15 protein-coding genes are annotated in these 16,241 nt (G+C 56.3%); 9 read left to right on the top strand and 6 right to left on the bottom strand.

The genetic code is table 11. The annotated features are described in order from the left end of the window. Positions 1–153: 153 nt before the first annotated feature. Both Q4544_RS08700 and Q4544_RS08695 read right to left on the bottom strand, forming a co-directional pair. Positions 154–1,599 carry a sensor histidine kinase KdpD gene (locus Q4544_RS08700; RefSeq protein ID WP_303505395.1) on the bottom strand — a complete coding sequence of 482 codons (1,446 nt, stop codon included), beginning with the start codon at positions 1,597–1,599 and terminating at the stop codon, positions 154–156. After that, positions 1,599–2,330 carry a response regulator transcription factor gene (locus Q4544_RS08695; RefSeq protein ID WP_303505393.1) on the bottom strand — a complete coding sequence of 244 codons (732 nt, stop codon included), beginning with the start codon at positions 2,328–2,330 and terminating at the stop codon, positions 1,599–1,601. The genes Q4544_RS08700 and Q4544_RS08695 overlap by 1 nt, the downstream gene beginning before the upstream one ends. A 224-nt stretch (positions 2,331–2,554) precedes the next feature. On the opposite strand from Q4544_RS08695, the gene Q4544_RS08690 reads away from it, so the two are divergent. From Q4544_RS08690 to Q4544_RS08660, 7 genes are all read left to right on the top strand, one after another. Further along, a complete protein-coding gene (locus tag Q4544_RS08690) occupies positions 2,555–3,799 on the top strand; it encodes an ABC transporter substrate-binding protein (protein ID WP_303505391.1) in 1,245 nt (414 codons plus the stop codon). Positions 3,800–3,849: 50 nt separating this feature from the next. After that, complete coding sequence (locus tag Q4544_RS08685; RefSeq protein WP_303505389.1) at positions 3,850–4,722, top strand: carbohydrate ABC transporter permease; 873 nt, start codon at positions 3,850–3,852, stop codon at positions 4,720–4,722. Further along, positions 4,715–5,620 carry a carbohydrate ABC transporter permease gene (locus Q4544_RS08680; RefSeq protein ID WP_303505387.1) on the top strand — a complete coding sequence of 302 codons (906 nt, stop codon included), beginning with the start codon at positions 4,715–4,717 and terminating at the stop codon, positions 5,618–5,620. Before Q4544_RS08685 ends, Q4544_RS08680 begins: the two co-directional genes overlap by 8 nt. 3 nt (positions 5,621–5,623) lie before the next feature. Continuing rightward, entirely contained in the window at positions 5,624–6,721 is a 1,098-nt protein-coding gene (locus Q4544_RS08675; RefSeq protein WP_303505385.1) for an ABC transporter ATP-binding protein, read from the top strand. 305 nt (positions 6,722–7,026) lie between these two features. Continuing rightward, positions 7,027–8,592, top strand: coding sequence for an ABC transporter substrate-binding protein (locus tag Q4544_RS08670; protein ID WP_303505383.1), 1,566 nt, complete (start codon positions 7,027–7,029; stop codon positions 8,590–8,592). Between the two features lie 75 nt (positions 8,593–8,667). Beyond that, on the top strand, positions 8,668–9,630 hold the full coding sequence (locus tag Q4544_RS08665; protein WP_303505380.1) for an ABC transporter permease: 963 nt from the start codon (positions 8,668–8,670) through the stop codon (positions 9,628–9,630). Then, complete coding sequence (locus Q4544_RS08660) at positions 9,627–10,562, top strand: ABC transporter permease (protein WP_303505378.1); 936 nt, start codon at positions 9,627–9,629, stop codon at positions 10,560–10,562. Before Q4544_RS08665 ends, Q4544_RS08660 begins: the two co-directional genes overlap by 4 nt. Positions 10,563–10,586: 24 nt before the next feature. On the opposite strand, the gene Q4544_RS08655 is transcribed toward Q4544_RS08660, so the two are convergent. Beyond that, complete coding sequence (locus tag Q4544_RS08655; protein WP_303505376.1) at positions 10,587–10,766, bottom strand: hypothetical protein; 180 nt, start codon at positions 10,764–10,766, stop codon at positions 10,587–10,589. Between the two features lie 141 nt (positions 10,767–10,907). Here Q4544_RS08655 and Q4544_RS08650 point away from each other — a divergent pair, with 141 nt between their 5' ends. Beyond that, on the top strand, positions 10,908–12,608 hold the full coding sequence (locus tag Q4544_RS08650) for an ABC transporter ATP-binding protein (protein WP_303505373.1): 1,701 nt from the start codon (positions 10,908–10,910) through the stop codon (positions 12,606–12,608). Then, positions 12,605–13,222, top strand: coding sequence for a glutathione S-transferase family protein (locus Q4544_RS08645; RefSeq protein ID WP_303505372.1), 618 nt, complete (start codon positions 12,605–12,607; stop codon positions 13,220–13,222). The genes Q4544_RS08650 and Q4544_RS08645 overlap by 4 nt, the downstream gene beginning before the upstream one ends. 7 nt (positions 13,223–13,229) lie before the next feature. On the opposite strand, the gene Q4544_RS08640 is transcribed toward Q4544_RS08645, so the two are convergent. The 3 genes from Q4544_RS08640 to Q4544_RS08630 all read right to left on the bottom strand — a co-directional run bounded on the left by Q4544_RS08640 (position 13,230) and on the right by Q4544_RS08630 (position 16,237). Further along, complete coding sequence (locus tag Q4544_RS08640; RefSeq protein WP_303505371.1) at positions 13,230–14,345, bottom strand: alpha-hydroxy acid oxidase; 1,116 nt, start codon at positions 14,343–14,345, stop codon at positions 13,230–13,232. A gap of 153 nt (positions 14,346–14,498) precedes the next feature. Next, positions 14,499–15,479, bottom strand: coding sequence for a zinc-binding dehydrogenase (locus Q4544_RS08635; protein ID WP_303505370.1), 981 nt, complete (start codon positions 15,477–15,479; stop codon positions 14,499–14,501). Then, complete coding sequence (locus Q4544_RS08630) at positions 15,476–16,237, bottom strand: SDR family NAD(P)-dependent oxidoreductase (protein ID WP_303505369.1); 762 nt, start codon at positions 16,235–16,237, stop codon at positions 15,476–15,478. The genes Q4544_RS08635 and Q4544_RS08630 overlap by 4 nt, the downstream gene beginning before the upstream one ends. Positions 16,238–16,241 lie beyond the last annotated feature (4 nt).

Genomic DNA, 16,241 nt, shown 5'->3' with positions numbered 1-16,241 from the left:
ATCCTTGCTGAAAGTAGTGTTGCTAGGGGGCTGGACGCGGCCAGCTAAAATCACTCGGCGCTTATGGGTGCGGAGTGTTTCAGTTCATTGAAGGTTTTATGAACCATGTGTAACGGCGGCGGGGATCGCCCAGTCACGTGGGTAACGATGGTTTTAACGTTGGATGGTAAAGCACGCACGCAGGCCAACGCGCCCTGCTTCGTAGGTCAATGCGCCGCCGTGCATCGTGGCGATTGTCGCAACGATGGTTAGCCCAAGGCCGGTGCCGTCGATACGTTGGGTGTTATCACCGCGGGTAAATGGGGCAAGCAGGCGCTCGATGTCTTCGACGCTGAGTTCGGTGCCTTCGTCCTCGACAATGACGGTCGCGGTTTCGGCGTCGGTGATCAGCGCGACTGTGGCGCGGCGACCGTATTTCAGCGCGTTGTCGATCAGGTTGGTGATGGCGCGCTGCAATGAAATGGGGCGCGCGGTGACCAAAACGCGGCGGTCCTCTGGAACGGTGCCGTGGCCCTTGCGGGACATAAAGACAGATGCGCCGCCTTCGACGATGACGGGCTTGGTCTCTTCTAAGATGACGGGGCGGCCGGTGTCTTGGTAATCGGCGACCAAGGCTTCGACGAGGCTAGACAGCGAGAGTTGCCGTGGTTCTTCGATGTTCAGCTCTGCCCGTGTGTAGGTCAGGGCGCTTTCGATCATGCCGGTCATTTGATCAATGTCGCCTTCGAGCTTGCCGCGCAACTCGTCGTCTTCGATCAGGGCTGTGCGCAAGCGCAGGCGGGTGGCGGGCGTGCCAAGGTCGTGGCTAACGCCGGATAAGACCACAGCGCGTTTGGACAGGCTTTCGCGCTCTGCTTCAAGGTAGCTGTTCACCGCATCAACGATGTCGCGCAATTCGGCAGGGCCTTCGGTGGTGTAGACCTTTGGGCCCCCAAGGCGACGACGGGCGTGCAGGGCTTGGGCAAAGGTTTGAAAGGTCGCGGTGATATTGGCGACTTGGGTCATCATGATCGCGATGCTGATGACGGCGATGAAAACGGCGGGGAGGCGGTAGTCGCTTGGTCTTGCTTCGCAGCTCCACAGGGGATCGCCGGTTATGCGTATCCAGGACCCATCGTCGGTGTGGGCGTATAAGGTGGCATGAGAACAGAATGTGGCTAAGAGGCGTGTGATCTGGCCCATCTTTTCGGCGGGCGTGGCACTGGGCCCAGAGAGAAGTTCCGAGAGTTTGTATTGCAGTTTGTCGGATACGACCGTCAGGCCAAGGGCTTGGCCCCGGATCGGATCAGCGTTGCGCGGGCGGATGGAGGCATGGGTGACATAGGCAGGACGTGGCGCGCCGGATAGCCGTTCGAATTTACCTGCGAGGGCTTGGGTTAGATCATCGCCTGATAGCGTTGAAAATGTTGTGCCTTGGGGCGGTGGTGCACCTGCGTTTAGGGATTCATAGATCGAAAAGCCGACAACATAGGCGCTGGTCAGGTGGCGATCCCAAGCGCGCGAAGAGGTGAACCACAGCGCCGCGCAAAGCATGCCCAATGCGAAAGCGGCCAGAACCCAGATACCCCCCAAGGACCGAAGGGCCACCCCGCGCAGCATCAGCTTTTATCCACCGTGACATCGGTGCAAAACACATAGCCTACACCGCGTTCGGTTTTGATGAGCTTTGGTTCTTTTGGGTTCGCTTCGATCTTGGATCGCAGACGTCCGACAAGAACGTCGATGGCGCGGCCTGTGGCCTCGGCGCTGGTTTCGCCGGTGACATCTAGGGCAGCGGCGATTTCTTCGCGGGTGAGGGGGATGTGTGGATTGGCGAGCAGGACTTTCAGCAACCCGGTTTCGCGTTGGGATAGGGCGACTTGATAGCCACTGGGAGAGAGGACTTCGTCGCGTTTTCCGTCGTAGGTCCATCCAGCAAAGGTGAAGGTTGAGACGCGGCGGCGGTAGATCAATGAGGCGGTGCGCTGTGTGCGGGTTAGGACCGCGCGGACGCGGGCCAGCAACAGATCGGGATTGAATGGTTTGGCGATGTAGTCATCCGCGCCGACTTCGTAACCGGCCATGCGTTGATGATCCGCTGATAGGGCAGAGACGAAGATAACGGGCACGGCCTGCTCTTTACGCAAGCGACCGCAGATATCGACGCCGTTCTCGTCGCCGAGATTCACATCCAGCAAAATCAGATCAATGCGCCCGTTTTCGAGATGCGCTTTGATCTCTGCCTCGGTCGCGGCGGGCAGGGCGATAAAGCCGTTGCGACGCATGAACTGCGTCATCATCCCGCGCATTTCTGGATCGTCATCGACGACCATTAGTCGTGGAATCGCCACCTGTGTCCTCCTCCATTGGGCCGAATTGGCCCGTCTCCCCCGTTTGTCATTGTAACACCATGCAACAAAATCAATGCTTAGGTAACAGGGCGTAACAAAAGATATGAAAACCTGAATTTCCGACCTTGTTTGAGCGGTTTGAGCAATTGCGCGATGTGTCGACACAAGACCATCATTGCATACGGACCCGAAAATAGGGTCACATGAATTGGGAGGATTCAACAATGAAACGAACCGCATTTGCGGCAGTCTCTGCTATTGCATTGGTTGCTGGTACATCCGCTTTCGCAGGCCCCGAGGCCGAAGTCCTGCATTACTGGACATCCGGTGGTGAAGCGAAATCCGTTGCTGTTCTGCAAGAAGAGTTTGCAGCGAACGGCGGCACATGGACAGATATGCCAGTCGCCGGTGGCGGCGGTGATGCAGCTATGACTGCACTGCGTGCGCGTGTGCTATCTGGCAACGCACCCACAGCCGTTCAGCTAAAAGGCCCAGCCATTCAGGAATGGTACGAAGAGGGCGTATTGGCCGATATTTCCAACGTGGCAGAGGCCGAGGGTTGGGCGAACGTTCTACCAGCATCTATCGCGGCACATATGCAGTGCGAAGGCACTTGGTGCGCGGCACCTGTAAACGTTCACCGCGTTGATTGGATTTGGGCAAACGCTGAAATCCTAGAAGCGAACGGCATCACAATGCCAACCACATGGGATGAGTTTAATACCGCAGCAGACAAGCTGATGGCAGCAGGCATCATTCCATTGGCACATGGTGGTCAAGCTTGGCAGGACGCGACTGTGTTTGAAACGGTTGTTCTGGGCCTAGGTGGTGCAGAGTTCTATCAGCAGGCTTTGGTCGATCTTGATCCAGCGGCTTTGACATCTGACACGATGCTGGCGTCCTTTGATCAGATGCGCAAACTGCGTGGCTATGTTGACGGCAACTTCTCTGGCCGCGATTGGAACCTAGCAACTGCGATGGTCATGAACGGCGAAGCGGCGTTCCAGATCATGGGTGACTGGGCCAAAGGCGAATTTCTTGCTGCTGGCAAAACACCGGGCACGGATTTCCTATGTGCGTCCACGCCGGGTGATGGGTTCCTGTATAACGTAGACAGCTTTGCGATGTTTGACGTTGCCGGTGACGACAAGCGCGCTGGGCAAGACTTGCTGGCAAAACTGATCGTTGGTCAGAACTTCCAGAAAGTATTCAACATGAACAAAGGCTCTATCCCAGCCCGCGATGATGTTGATCTGGCGGCCTTTGACAGCTGTGCACACCTATCTGCAAAAGACATGGGCGCAAGCTCTGACGGTGGATCGTTGATGCCATCCTATGCACACGGCATGGCGCTGCGTGGCGCACAGGCAGGTGCGATCACTGATGTTGTGACCGCGCATTTCAACTCTGACATGTCATCTGCGGATGCGGTCAAAATGTTGGCTGATGCAGTCGCAAACAGCTACTAATTGAACTTGCTCTGTCCCGCATTGGGGCAGAGCACACACTGGAGGACATCATGTCTGACTGGCTGGAAAACCACTTGCCCAAAGCGGTACTTGCCCCTTCTTTCATCGCAGTTCTGATCTTTGTTTACGGTTTCATCGCATGGACCGGTTGGGTGTCGTTCACCCGTTCAAGATTGCTGCCCAAGTATGAAATCGAAGGCATCATTCAATACGAACGTCTGTTCGCGTCACCTCGTTGGGATACCGCGATGAACAACCTGCTGCTGTTTGGCGCGTTGTTTATTGTGATCTCGATGGTGCTGGGACTGCTGCTGGCGATCCTGTTGGATCAACAAATTCGCACCGAAGGCGTTATTCGTACGATCTACCTTTACCCAATGGCGCTTTCGATGATTGTCACTGGTACAGCGTGGAAATGGATTCTGAACCCGGGCCTAGGAATCGAAGCGATGGTGCGGGGATGGGGCTTTGAAAGCTTTACCTTCGACTGGCTCGTGAACCCCGACTACGCGATTTACACGGTTGTTCTGGCCGGCGTCTGGCAAAGCTCTGGCTTTGTGATGGCCTTGTTCTTGGCTGGCCTGCGGTCGGTTGACGAAGAAATCATCAAGGCCGCGCAAGTCGATGGTATCCCGACTTGGCGTATCTATTCGGCGATTATCATTCCTTCGATGGCACCGATCTTTTTGTCTGCTTTCATCGTTCTGGCGCACCTTGCAATCAAGAGCTTTGACCTTGTCATCGCCCTTACTGGCGGCGGCCCCGGCTATGCCACGGACCTGCCTGCGACCTACATGTACGCGATGGCGTTTTCACGCGGAGACATTGGACAGGCGGCGAGTTCAGCCATGGTGATGATGGGCGTCGTGTTCGCGATTGTCGTGCCATACCTTTATTCAGAATTGAGGCCACGAAATGACTGATCTTTCGATGACCACCCCGCAAAATCCGTCAAAAACAGGCTCTAACTTGCGCAAAATCGCTCTGCGTTGGGGGCTGTACCTGATCCTTGGTGTGTTTGTCCTATACTACGTCATGCCGCTGTATGTGATGATCACAACCTCGCTGAAAAGCTTGGAAGAGATCAGAACAGGTAGCCTGATGGCCTTGCCACGGGATGTGACTTTTGATGCCTGGGCCACCGCTTGGTCCGGTGCCTGTACCGGCATTCAATGCGAAGGGTTAAAGCCATACTTCTGGAACTCTGTTCTTATGGCTGTGCCCGCTGTTGCGCTATCGACCTTCCTTGGTGCCATGAACGGTTACGTCATCGCGCAGTGGAATTTCAAAGGCGCAAACCTGATCTTCTCCCTGATGCTGTTTGGTTGCTTTATCCCGTTTCAGGTGGTTCTGCTGCCAATGGCGCGGATGCTGGGCTTGATGGGTCTGGCAGGGTCGATCCCCGGCCTGATCTTTGTACACGTGATCTACGGGATCGGATTTACTACGCTGTTCTTCCGCAACTACTACGTCACTATTCCGCAGGACTTGGTGAAGGCAGCAAAGGTAGATGGTGCCGGGTTCATTCGCATCTTTTGGTCGATCTTTCTGCCGCTGTCCTTGCCGATTATTGTCGTGACCGTGATCTGGCAGTTCACGCAGGTCTGGAACGACTTCCTCTTTGGTGTCTCGTTCAGTCAGGCAGGCACGCAGCCCGTGACCGTCGCGCTGAACAACATCGTTAACTCCACAACCGGTGTCAAAGAATACAACGTCGATATGGCCGCTGCGATCATCGCCGCCTTGCCGACGCTGTTTGTCTACATCGTTGCTGGAAAATACTTCATCCGCGGCCTGACCGCTGGCTCCGTGAAAGGCTGACCCATGGACCCCATTCTTAACATTCAAAACCTCTACAAAAATTATGGTTCAGTTGAGATTCTGAAAGACATCAATGTCTCGATCGACCCAGGTGACTTCTTGGTGCTGGTGGGCCCCTCGGGTTGCGGTAAATCTACTTTGCTGAATTGCATCGCTGGGCTAGAGCCGATCACAAGCGGCCGTCTGGATATTGGTGGGCAGGACATGACCGATGTCAGCCCAAAGGATCGTGACATCGCCATGGTGTTCCAATCCTACGCTTTGTACCCAACAATGACGGTGGCCAAAAACATCACCTTCGGCATGAAAGTGCGCGGCGTTGATGCGGCCACCCAAGAGGCCAAACTGAACGAAGTCGCAAAGCAATTGCAGATGGAGCAACTGCTGCAACGCCGTCCGGGGCAGCTGTCTGGCGGTCAACGTCAGCGGGTTGCGATGGGCCGGGCCTTGGTGCGTGATCCAAAGCTGTTCTTGTTTGACGAACCCTTGTCGAACCTAGACGCCAAGCTGCGGGTCGAGATGCGGACAGAGATCAAAAAGCTGCATCAAACACTTGGGGCGTCGATGGTTTATGTGACGCATGATCAGATCGAGGCGATGACCTTGGCGACCAAGATCGTGGTTATGAGGGGCGGCGTGATCCAGCAAATCGGGACACCTGCGGAAATCTATAATCGTCCGGCGAATATGTTTGTGGCCGATTTTATGGGGAGCCCTGCGATGAACTTGATCCCCGCCAAAGCGCAAAGCAATGGCGAAGGGTCCAAGATTGAAATCGCGCGGGATGGTCACGCACCGATTGTGTTGCATGACACCAAGAACCGCGATCTGCCGGAAAACGTTGTACTAGGTCTGCGGCCCGAAGACATCGCAGAACCGGGCTATCGGTCTGGTCAGTATGTGCAAAAGGCAGAGTGCCACGTTGATATTGTGGAGCCCGCTGGGGCCGATACATTTGTGGTGATGCAGCTTGGTGGCAAGCATGTCACTGCGCGGCTGCATTCCGACACAGATGCGCAGGCAGGGCAGAGTCACCCACTGGCTTTTGACTTTAGCAAAGTCTCGTACTTTGAGCCGAATACAGGTCAGCGCCTGAACTAACGGCATATTGCTAGTTTCATGGGCATTCCGGATACGGAGTGCCCATTTTGGAAGATTTAACTGTTCGAAAATGCACAGTAATTTTGACCATTCCGTCAAATCGACACTTTGCAAATGCAGACTCTCTGTTAGTCTGGCCCTCTTAAATTCGAAAAGTCGCGCGTTCGAACAAGTGAAGGCTCTCTGGGGTTTCCCCCGATTGCAATCTCACTGACTGCTAGCCATGAGCGTGCGGAAGTGATTGGGAATACACTGTTTTCAGAGTTGATCTGAGGGCGACTTATTCCACAACTTGGGGAGCAACTATGTTTAGATTTGCAGCGATTTCTGCGCTGGCGCTTACTGTCGCCAGCTCGGCTTATGCGGAGTCATTCCGCTGGGCTGGTACCACCGATCCACAAACAATGGACCCACATGCCGTGAACTCGGCACCTGTGTTGGGTTTCTTGAACAACGTCTACGAAGGCCTTGTGCGCCGTGGCAAAGACATGGCTGTTCAGCCTGCTTTGGCAACAGCATGGGAACCAATCGGCGAAGGCGAAGGCTGGCGCTTTACATTGCGCCAAGGCGTTAAGTTCCACGATGGATCTGATTTCACCGCCGAAGACGTGCTGTTCAGCTACGAACGTGCGTCATCCGAAGCATCCGACACCCGCAGCTGGTTTGCGCCTGTATCTGGCGTGAACGTGGTTGATGACTATACAGTCGACATCCTGACCTCTGCGCCAAACCCATTGTTCCCAAGTTCCATCGCGAACTGGATGATCATGGACAAAGGCTGGACAGAGGCGAACAACGCTGCCCGTCCTGACAAAGAAAACGGCAACTACGCGACATTGAATGTGAACGGCACCGGTGCCTTCATGTTGAAAGACCGTCAGCCGGGTCTGACCACCACATTGGCGCCTTTCGCCGGCTGGTGGGATGAAGCAGAACACAACATCACCGAGGCGACCTTTACGCCAATCGACAACCCCGCGACCTCTGTTGCGGCGCTGTTGTCTGGTGACGTGGACATGATCAACCCTGTGCCAATCCAAGACGCCGCGCGCGTTGACGAACGGGATGGCACCAAGGTTATTCGCGGTGTCGAAGCACGTGTGATCATGTTGGGCTTCGGCCATGAAGCGGACACGCTGAAATACGGCGCGATGGCGGGCAAACCTAACCCGTTCCAAGACGTGCGTGTGCGTGAAGCAGTGGCCAAAGCGATCAACGTTGATGCGATATTGAAAACCATCATGCGTGGTAGCGCGGAATCCGTCAGCCAGTTGGTCACCCCAGCGATGAGCGGTTATTCCGACGCCAATGCAGACCGTCCAGCATACGACGTTGAAGGCGCCAAAGCATTGCTTGCAGAGGCCGGTTATGCCGATGGCTTCTCTTTCGGTCTGAAATGCCCAAACAACCGCTACCTAAACGACGAAGCAGTTTGTCAGGCGGTCACCGGTATGCTGGCGCGTGTTGGCATCACAGCAGAGCTTGAAGCAATGCCTGTGCAAAACTACTGGCCAGAGCTGCGTGCCGATAACTTTGACATGTACCTACTAGGTTGGTCCCCAGGCACATTCGATCATGAGCACCCAGTGCGTTTCTTGGTGTCCACACCGAATGCAGAAAAGAAACTGGGCTCTTGGAACTTTGGCGGTTTCTCTGACGCACGCGTTGATGAACTACTGCCAATGATCCAGTCCGAGATTGATGCAGAAAAGCGTCAGGGCATGGTTGATGAGGTCACCGCGATCTACCAAAACGCGCATGCCTATGTGCCGATGTACGTTCAGCCACTGGTTTGGGGTACGCGGGACAATATCGCGCTGACACAACGTCCGGATAACTTCTTTATCCTGCGTTGGGTGACTGTGAACTGATCTAAAATAGGCTCTAATAAAGCCAATAACGCCCTCGCGCGGTTTATGCGCGGGGGCCCCTTTTCGGGGTAAACGATGCTTTCCTATATCATTCGCCGCGTGTTTCAGTCGGTTCTGGTTCTGCTGATTGTGGGGCTGGTAGCCTTTGCGATGTTCACCTTTATCGGTGATCCCATTGACAACATGCTGGGCCAAGAACGCACTCAAGAAGATGTCGAGCGCTTGCGCGAACGGCTGGGGCTGGATCAGCCATTTGTGGTGCAATACGTCAAATTCATCATCAGTGCCGCCCAGGGCAATTTTGGTGTGTCTTACGAACAAGGCCGTCCAGTGGCCGACATCTTGGCCGAACGCGCGCCTGCGACATTGGAACTGGCCGCGGTGTCAGGGTTGTTTGCCCTGTCACTTGGTATTGTGCTGGGCGTATTTACCGCGATCCGCCGAAATGGATTTGCCGCGAACCTGATTATGGGCACCAGCCTGATCGGCGTGTCGCTGCCCACGTTTTTGATCGGTATCCTACTGATCTATGTCTTTTCGGTAGAGCTTGACTGGCTCCCCAGCTTTGGTCGCGGTGAAACCGTCCAAATCGGCGGTTGGACCACCGGCTTTCTGACCGGCAGCGGACTGCGCGCCTTGATCCTGCCGGCGATCACATTGGGGCTTTATCAGATGACCCTAATCATGCGCCTTGTGCGGTCCGAAATGCTAGAGGTGCTGCGCCAAGATTACGTGCGTTTTGCCCGTGCGCGTGGCTTGTCCGAACGTGCCGTAACCTTTCGCCATGCGCTGAAAAATACCATGGTTCCGGTGATCACGGTGACTGGCCTGCAGCTTGGTTCGATCATCGCCTTTGCCATCATCACTGAAACCGTCTTTCAATGGCCCGGTGTGGGCCTGTTGTTCATCAACGCGGTGCAATTCGTCGATATCCCGGTCATGGCCGCCTATCTGATGCTGATTTCCCTGATGTTTGTCGCGATCAACTTGGCGGTTGACCTGCTTTACGTCGCAATTGACCCGAGGCTGCGCACATGACGACTGTGACAAAACCCAAATCCCGTTTCGCCCGGTTCTGGGATAGCGATTTCGCCTATAACTTCCGCCGGTCCCCGGTGGCGATGGTGTCTTTTGCAATCGTTGCGATTTTGGTGATCTCCTCCATGTTCGCGCCGCTGTTCGCCACAATGAACCCGTTCAATCCGGCGAACCTTGATTTGCTGAACGGCTTTACGCCTCCCGGTACGCCGAATGACTTTACCGGTGAGCGGTTCTTGATGGGCACCGACGATCAAGGGCGCGATGTTTATTCCACCATCCTGTATGGCATGCGCGTGTCGCTGTTTGTCGGCTTTGCTGCCGTCATGCTGGGCATGGTGATTGGCGTGACGATGGGGCTGATTTCTGGCTACTTCGGTGGCTGGACCGATACGATTATTATGCGCGTGGCTGATGTGCAGCTGACCTTTCCGTCCATCCTAGTGGCGATGTTGATCTTTGGCGTTGCCAAGGGATTCACCCCGGTCGAATACCGCGACCAACTTGCCATCTGGGTGCTGATCCTTGCGATTGGCTTGTCCGATTGGGTGCAATTCGCACGCGTTGTGCGCGGGGCCACTTTGGTGGAACGCAACAAAGAATACGTGCAAGCCGCTCGCCTCATGGGGCGCGGCGCGTTTCCGATCTTGTTCCGCCACATCCTGCCGAACGTGTTGTCACCGGTTTTGGTCATTGCCACGATCTCGCTCGCGCTGGCGATCATTGCCGAGGCGACGCTGTCCTTCCTTGGCGTCGGTGCGCCATCGACGCAGCCCTCGCTAGGTACGCTTATTCGGATTGGGCAGGGCTATCTGTTCTCGGGCGAGTGGTGGATTTTGTTCTTCCCATCCGTGACCCTATTGGCGCTGGCCTTGTCAGTGAACATGCTGGGTGACTGGCTGCGCGATGCGCTGAACCCCAAACTGCGTTGAGGTGATTAACATGGAGCAGATTGCTTATTCGTCCTCATTCACCAACTGCGTTTGCGGCGCATCCGTGCACCATTGGTCCGCCACAGGTTCCCAAACCACCACGCCTTCGGTGGCATTCACTGTCATGGAATCGGGTGTGCTTGTCACCAACTCTGGGCCAATGAGATTTAGAAACAGAACGAGGGCTTCGAGCGACATGCACATGGCAAGTCCTCCGCATAAAGGTTCAGTGCGAGCCGCACCAACCCTCTACTCCGATGCAACCTTACCCACCACTGTAAGGATAGCAGAGCGCCTTTGTCAAAAGGCACGCCCTTGGGCGACGTCAACAGCGAGGGCCGTCCAATGACGCATCTACTCGACATTAAGGGTCTGACCGTTGAGTTCCCGACCCGCCGCCAGACCTATGTCGCGGTCGACAAAGCGGACCTTTCGGTTGAACCGGGAGAAATCCACGGGCTAGTCGGCGAAAGTGGCGCGGGCAAATCTACCGTCGGCGCAGCCGTCATGGGGCTGTTGGATCGTCCGGGCCGGATCGCCGGAGGCGAGATTGATTTTCGCGGTGAACAGATCAGCGGGCTAGACGCCGACGCCATGCGCGAGCTGCGCGGCAAAAAGATCAGCATGATCTTCCAAGATCCGCTGACCTCGCTCAACCCGCTGTTCACCATTAAGCAGCAGCTAACCGAAACGATACTAACCCATCTTGATGTGACAGAAGCAGAGGCCGATCAGCGGGCCTTTGACCTATTGGATCGCGTGGGCATTCCCGATCCCGCAACGCGTTTGGATCAATATCCGCATCAGTTCAGCGGCGGGATGCGGCAGCGTGTGGTCATTGCCTTGGCACTATGTTCTGAACCCGATGTCATCATCGCGGACGAACCGACAACCGCGCTCGACGTTGCCGTTCAGGCGCAGATTTTGGACCTGATCAAGGAACTGGCCGAAGAACGCCAAGTCGGCGTGATCCTGATCACCCACGACATGGGCGTGATTGCGGATACGACGGATCGTGTGACGGTGATGTACCAAGGGGCCGTTGTTGAAAGCGGTCCAACCGCGCAAGTCATGGGCCAGCCAAGTCATGAATACACCCAGTCCTTGATCGCAGCGGTTCCGCGCCCTCGGGTGAAGCTGCACCGCTTTCCACAGGTCAGCTATGGCGGTCGTGAAACGCGGTTCGCAATCGAAGACCTCGCGCGTGATTGGCCCGCAACCGACGTGCCCGATGGCCCGTTGGTCAGCGTGCGCAACCTGACGAAACGCTTTGTTGAAAAGCGCAGCTTGATCCCCGGTCGCACCACCTATTTCACCGCCGCACAGGATGTGACGTTTGACATCATGCCGGGCGAGGTTTTCGGCGTGGTTGGTGAAAGCGGCTCTGGAAAATCCACCGTCGCGCGGATGATCAGCGGGCTGTACAAACTGGATGGCGGCGAGGTCACGTTTGACGGAACTTTGGTCAGCAACCCCAAAGATCGCGACGCTGTAGATGCCTTTCGGCGTGACATTCAGATGATCTTCCAAGACCCGTATTCATCGCTAAACCCCCGGTTTAGAGTCGATGAAATCGTGGCTGAACCCATCCGCCATCATAAGCTTTTGACCGGTCGCGCGGTCAAAGATCGGGTGGTTGAACTGCTGGAACGTGTTGGGCTGGGCGCCGAAGCAGCATTGAAATACCCGCATGAATTCTCAGGCGGCCAACGCCAACGGATTTCCATTGCACGTGCATTGGCCACGCAGCCTCGGTTCTTGATTTGTGATGAACCAACCAGCGCGTTGGATGTGTCTATACAGGCGCAAATCCTGAATATCCTGAAAGACCTGCAAGAGCATCTTGGCCTGACCATGCTGTTCATCAGCCATGACTTGCCAGTCGTTCGCCAAATGTGTGACCGCGTGGCGGTAATGCAGGGTGGCAAGGTGGTTGAACTACAGGACACAGAGACGCTGTTTGCCAATCCAAAAACGGAATACACGCGCGAATTGCTGAACCTGATGCCACGTTTGGACGCCCTGTCTGACGAGGGCCTTGCGTGATCACGCTTTATGGATTTGACACGGTCAACACGCTGAAGGTGCTGATCCTGCTGGAAGAGATCGGCACGGCTTATAAGCTAGAGCCGATCAATATTCGCACGGGCGAACAACACAGCGCCGCGTTCCGCGCGATCAATCCTAATGGCAAAGTGCCCGTGATTGTGGATCAAGATGACTTTCAGCTGACAGAGTCAGGGGCCATCTTGATCCACCTCGCGGATCGGTTTGATTGCGGCCTTGCATCAAAAGGCACAGCGCGGGATCGGGCGTTGGAATGGCTGACCTACCAGCTTTCGACCCAAGGGCCGATTTTTGGGCAGATCGAATATTGGGCGCATTTGGCAGAGCCAAAACAGCCGAACATCTTGGCGCATTTTCAAAAGATCGGCCAAAAGGTGTTGGGCCAAATGGACACGCGCCTGTCGCAAACGCGCTACTTCGCTGGCGAGGATTTCACAATCGCCGACATCGCCCATTACGCATGGATGACGCGGCTACGCGTGCTGGGCCTATCGCTGAGCGATGCGCCGCATATCACGCGATGGATGGATGACTTGTCACAAAGACCCGCCATCCAGCGCGCCGTTGCTGTTGAAAAAGCGATTCAAGGTTAATCAGTCTTCACGATTGCCCACTAGCGGCAGCCAGCCCATGCAAATCGGAAAGACCCATCTGCGCCATTGCGTTGCTCATCTCGTCACTGAGCACGTCCCACATCTGATGCAGTCCTTTTTCACCAGCCGCTGCCATCGCAAATTGCAACGTCCGGCCAAAGAACACGAAATCAGCCCCAGCGCTCAGTGCCTTTAGGGCGTCTTCGCCAGACCGCAATCCGCTGTCAAAGAATAGCGGAAAGTCTGGGCCAAGGGCGGCGCGCATGTCTGGCAAAATGGCAAAGGGCGCGGGAGCGCTATCCAATTGCCGCGCACCGTGGCTCGACACTTGGATCGCATCAACGCCAGCCTCCTTGAGCTGCAGCGCATCTTCGACATCCAGCACACCTTTGATCACCAACTTACCCGGCCAGGCCTCGCGCAATTGCTTCAACGTGTCCCAAGTTGCCCGCGCACGGCTCGCGCTGCGATCAAAGTCGTATCCCGGCATTTCGAAATTCGCCATCTGCGGCTTGCCTGCCACCAAGGTTCGCAGCGACCAACGCGGGTGCAGCGCAAAGTCGATGCATTGTGTGGGGCCAATCTTGAACGGCATCTTAAACCCATGCCGCAATTCGCGGGGGCGCCGCCCCACCACCGGCACATCAACAGTCAAAATCAGGGTCTCATATCCCGCCGCTTTCGCCCGTTCGACCAGCTTAAAGGCCCCGCTGCCATCCCCACTGAAATACAGTTGAAACCACGCATTCCCCTCGGCGACTTCGATGATTTTTTCCAAAGGAGTGGAGCCAACGGTCGAAACCCCATGCGGAATGTCATACCGCGCAGCAAGGCGCGCCAGCATCAAATCGGCACCCGGCGTAGACAGATTGCACATGCCCATCGGCGCAATGCCAAACGGCCGCTGTGCTACCTTGCCAAATATCTCTTTGGATAGGGACCGCTCGCTGACATCTCTTAAGATACGGGGGCGTAGGGTCATCGCATCAAGTGCGGCACGATTGCGCGCCGCCCCTGTTTCCGTTCCGGCCGCGCCATCAATGTAGCTAAACACCATCCACGGCAAACGCCGCTTCGCAAGGCGGCGGGCATCGTCTGCATTTTGGATCGCGTTTAAGGGCATTGGGCTTTTATGGCTTTCATAATTCGATGGCGTACCCGCGGAGGACCTACCAAGAGTTCAGGTAGTTTGAGTGGACCGCTACCGCATTTGCAAACGATAAGTGTCATGGCAGTTCAACCTTTTCTAACATTAGCATCGCGGCGGCAGAGCAACTCACTCCCAAGGGTACAACACGATCTTGGGTGCTGCTTTTTGCCCAGAACGAAGCATCTGAAAGGCTGCGGCACCGTCTGACAACGGGCAATGCTCTGTCCAATCTAGCGCGCCAAGGCGGCCGTCAAACAAGGCCTGCGCTGTGTCGCGAAAGTCTTGCGCGGTGTAGGTATAGGTCCCGACAAAGGTGATTTCCTGTAGGGTCATCCGCCGAATATCCAACCCGCCCGTGTCTTCGCCCAAACCAACATGCGCAATCACGCCACCTGGCTGCGCTAGGGATGACGCCGTTGCGCGCGTCGCAGCATACCCCACCGCATCAATCACAATCGGAAACTGCCCAGCCGCCGCGTTGACCGCGTTTTCGCCGCAACGCTCTATCAAAAAGGCGCGGCGCATCTCGTTGGGTTCAACAAGGGTGACGTCTTCGATCCCATTTGCGCGCAAGGCCAAGGCCGCCGCCAACCCAATCGCCCCGCCACCGATGACAAGCGCGCGTTTCTCCATCGCTGGATGCACTGCCTCTAGCGCCAACCGCACCGCATGCCAGCTAACGGCCAGCGGCTCTGCAAGAGCTGCTTTGGCAAAAGGCACCTCTGCCGGGACCTCCACCAAATTGCGGTCTGGCATCGTGATAAACTGCGCAAATGCGCCCTCGCGCGGCGGCATAGAGATGATCTGACGCTCCGCACACAGGTTCTCACGCCCCGTCGTACAGGCAAGACATGCCCCACATGTCACCAAGGGGTTCACCGTGACCCGCAAGCCCTCCAGCGCGCCACCCACGACAGTTCCCGCGGCTTCATGCCCAAGGATCAGCGGGGCAGGGCGCCGGTCGTCATGACCCAAATAGGCATGCATGTCAGACCCACAAATCCCCACGGCTTCGACCTTGATCAAATGCTCGCCATCGCGCGGAGTTGGATCGGGCATGTCCCGATAGCCAAGGGTTTCTATACCGTCATACACAAGCGCCTTCATTTCGCTGTGAACCCTCCGTCAACCATCAGCACTTGGCCGGTGACATAAGCAGAGGCATCAGAACACAGGAACAACAACGGCCCGTCCATGTCCTCCATCCGGCCATTCCGTCCAATGCAAGTCTGCGCCGCATTGCGCGCCGCGCGATCCGAGTCGTCAAATACAGCGGCGGTTAGTTCTGTCGGGAAAAAGCCCGGTCCAATCGCGTTGGCGGTGATGCCATGCGGCGACCATGCTTCGGCCATGGCACGGGTCAATTGGCCCACGCCGGCTTTTGTTGCGCCATAGGCGATCCCACCGGGAAAGGCGCGGGTCGTTTGGAGCGATGCAAAATTCACGATGCGGCCCCATCCCTTTTCCTTCATCGCAGGCACCAAGGCTTGCGACAGAAAAAAGGGCGCGGACAGGTTTGTCGCCAGCGTTTGATCCCACCCCTCTGCGGTGACATCATCAGCCGCCTGCCGTGTGTTTAAACCCGCCGCATGCACCACGATGTCAGGCGCGCCAAAGGGGGCGTTTATCTGATCCACCAACGATGCCATTCCAGCATGATCCGTGATGTCCGCAGCCACAGGGGCCAACCGGTCACCCAGATCCGCACGCAAAGCGTCCAGCTTATCCGCCCGGCGTGCCACGCCCACAACACGCGCACCCGCCGCCGCCAAAGCCACAGCCGCCCGCTGCCCAAGACCAGAGCTGGCACCCGTGACACAAGCCACCTTGCCACTGAGGTCAAATAGGGAACGCGGATCAGCCATCGTG

Origin of the sequence: Cognatishimia sp. 1_MG-2023 (assembly GCF_030548175.1) — a bacterium.
In the GTDB taxonomy this organism is placed as follows: Bacteria; Pseudomonadota; Alphaproteobacteria; order Rhodobacterales; family Rhodobacteraceae; genus Cognatishimia.
The sequence above is the reverse complement of the archived record's forward strand: the minus strand, read 5'-3'. Positions and strand labels throughout refer to the sequence as shown.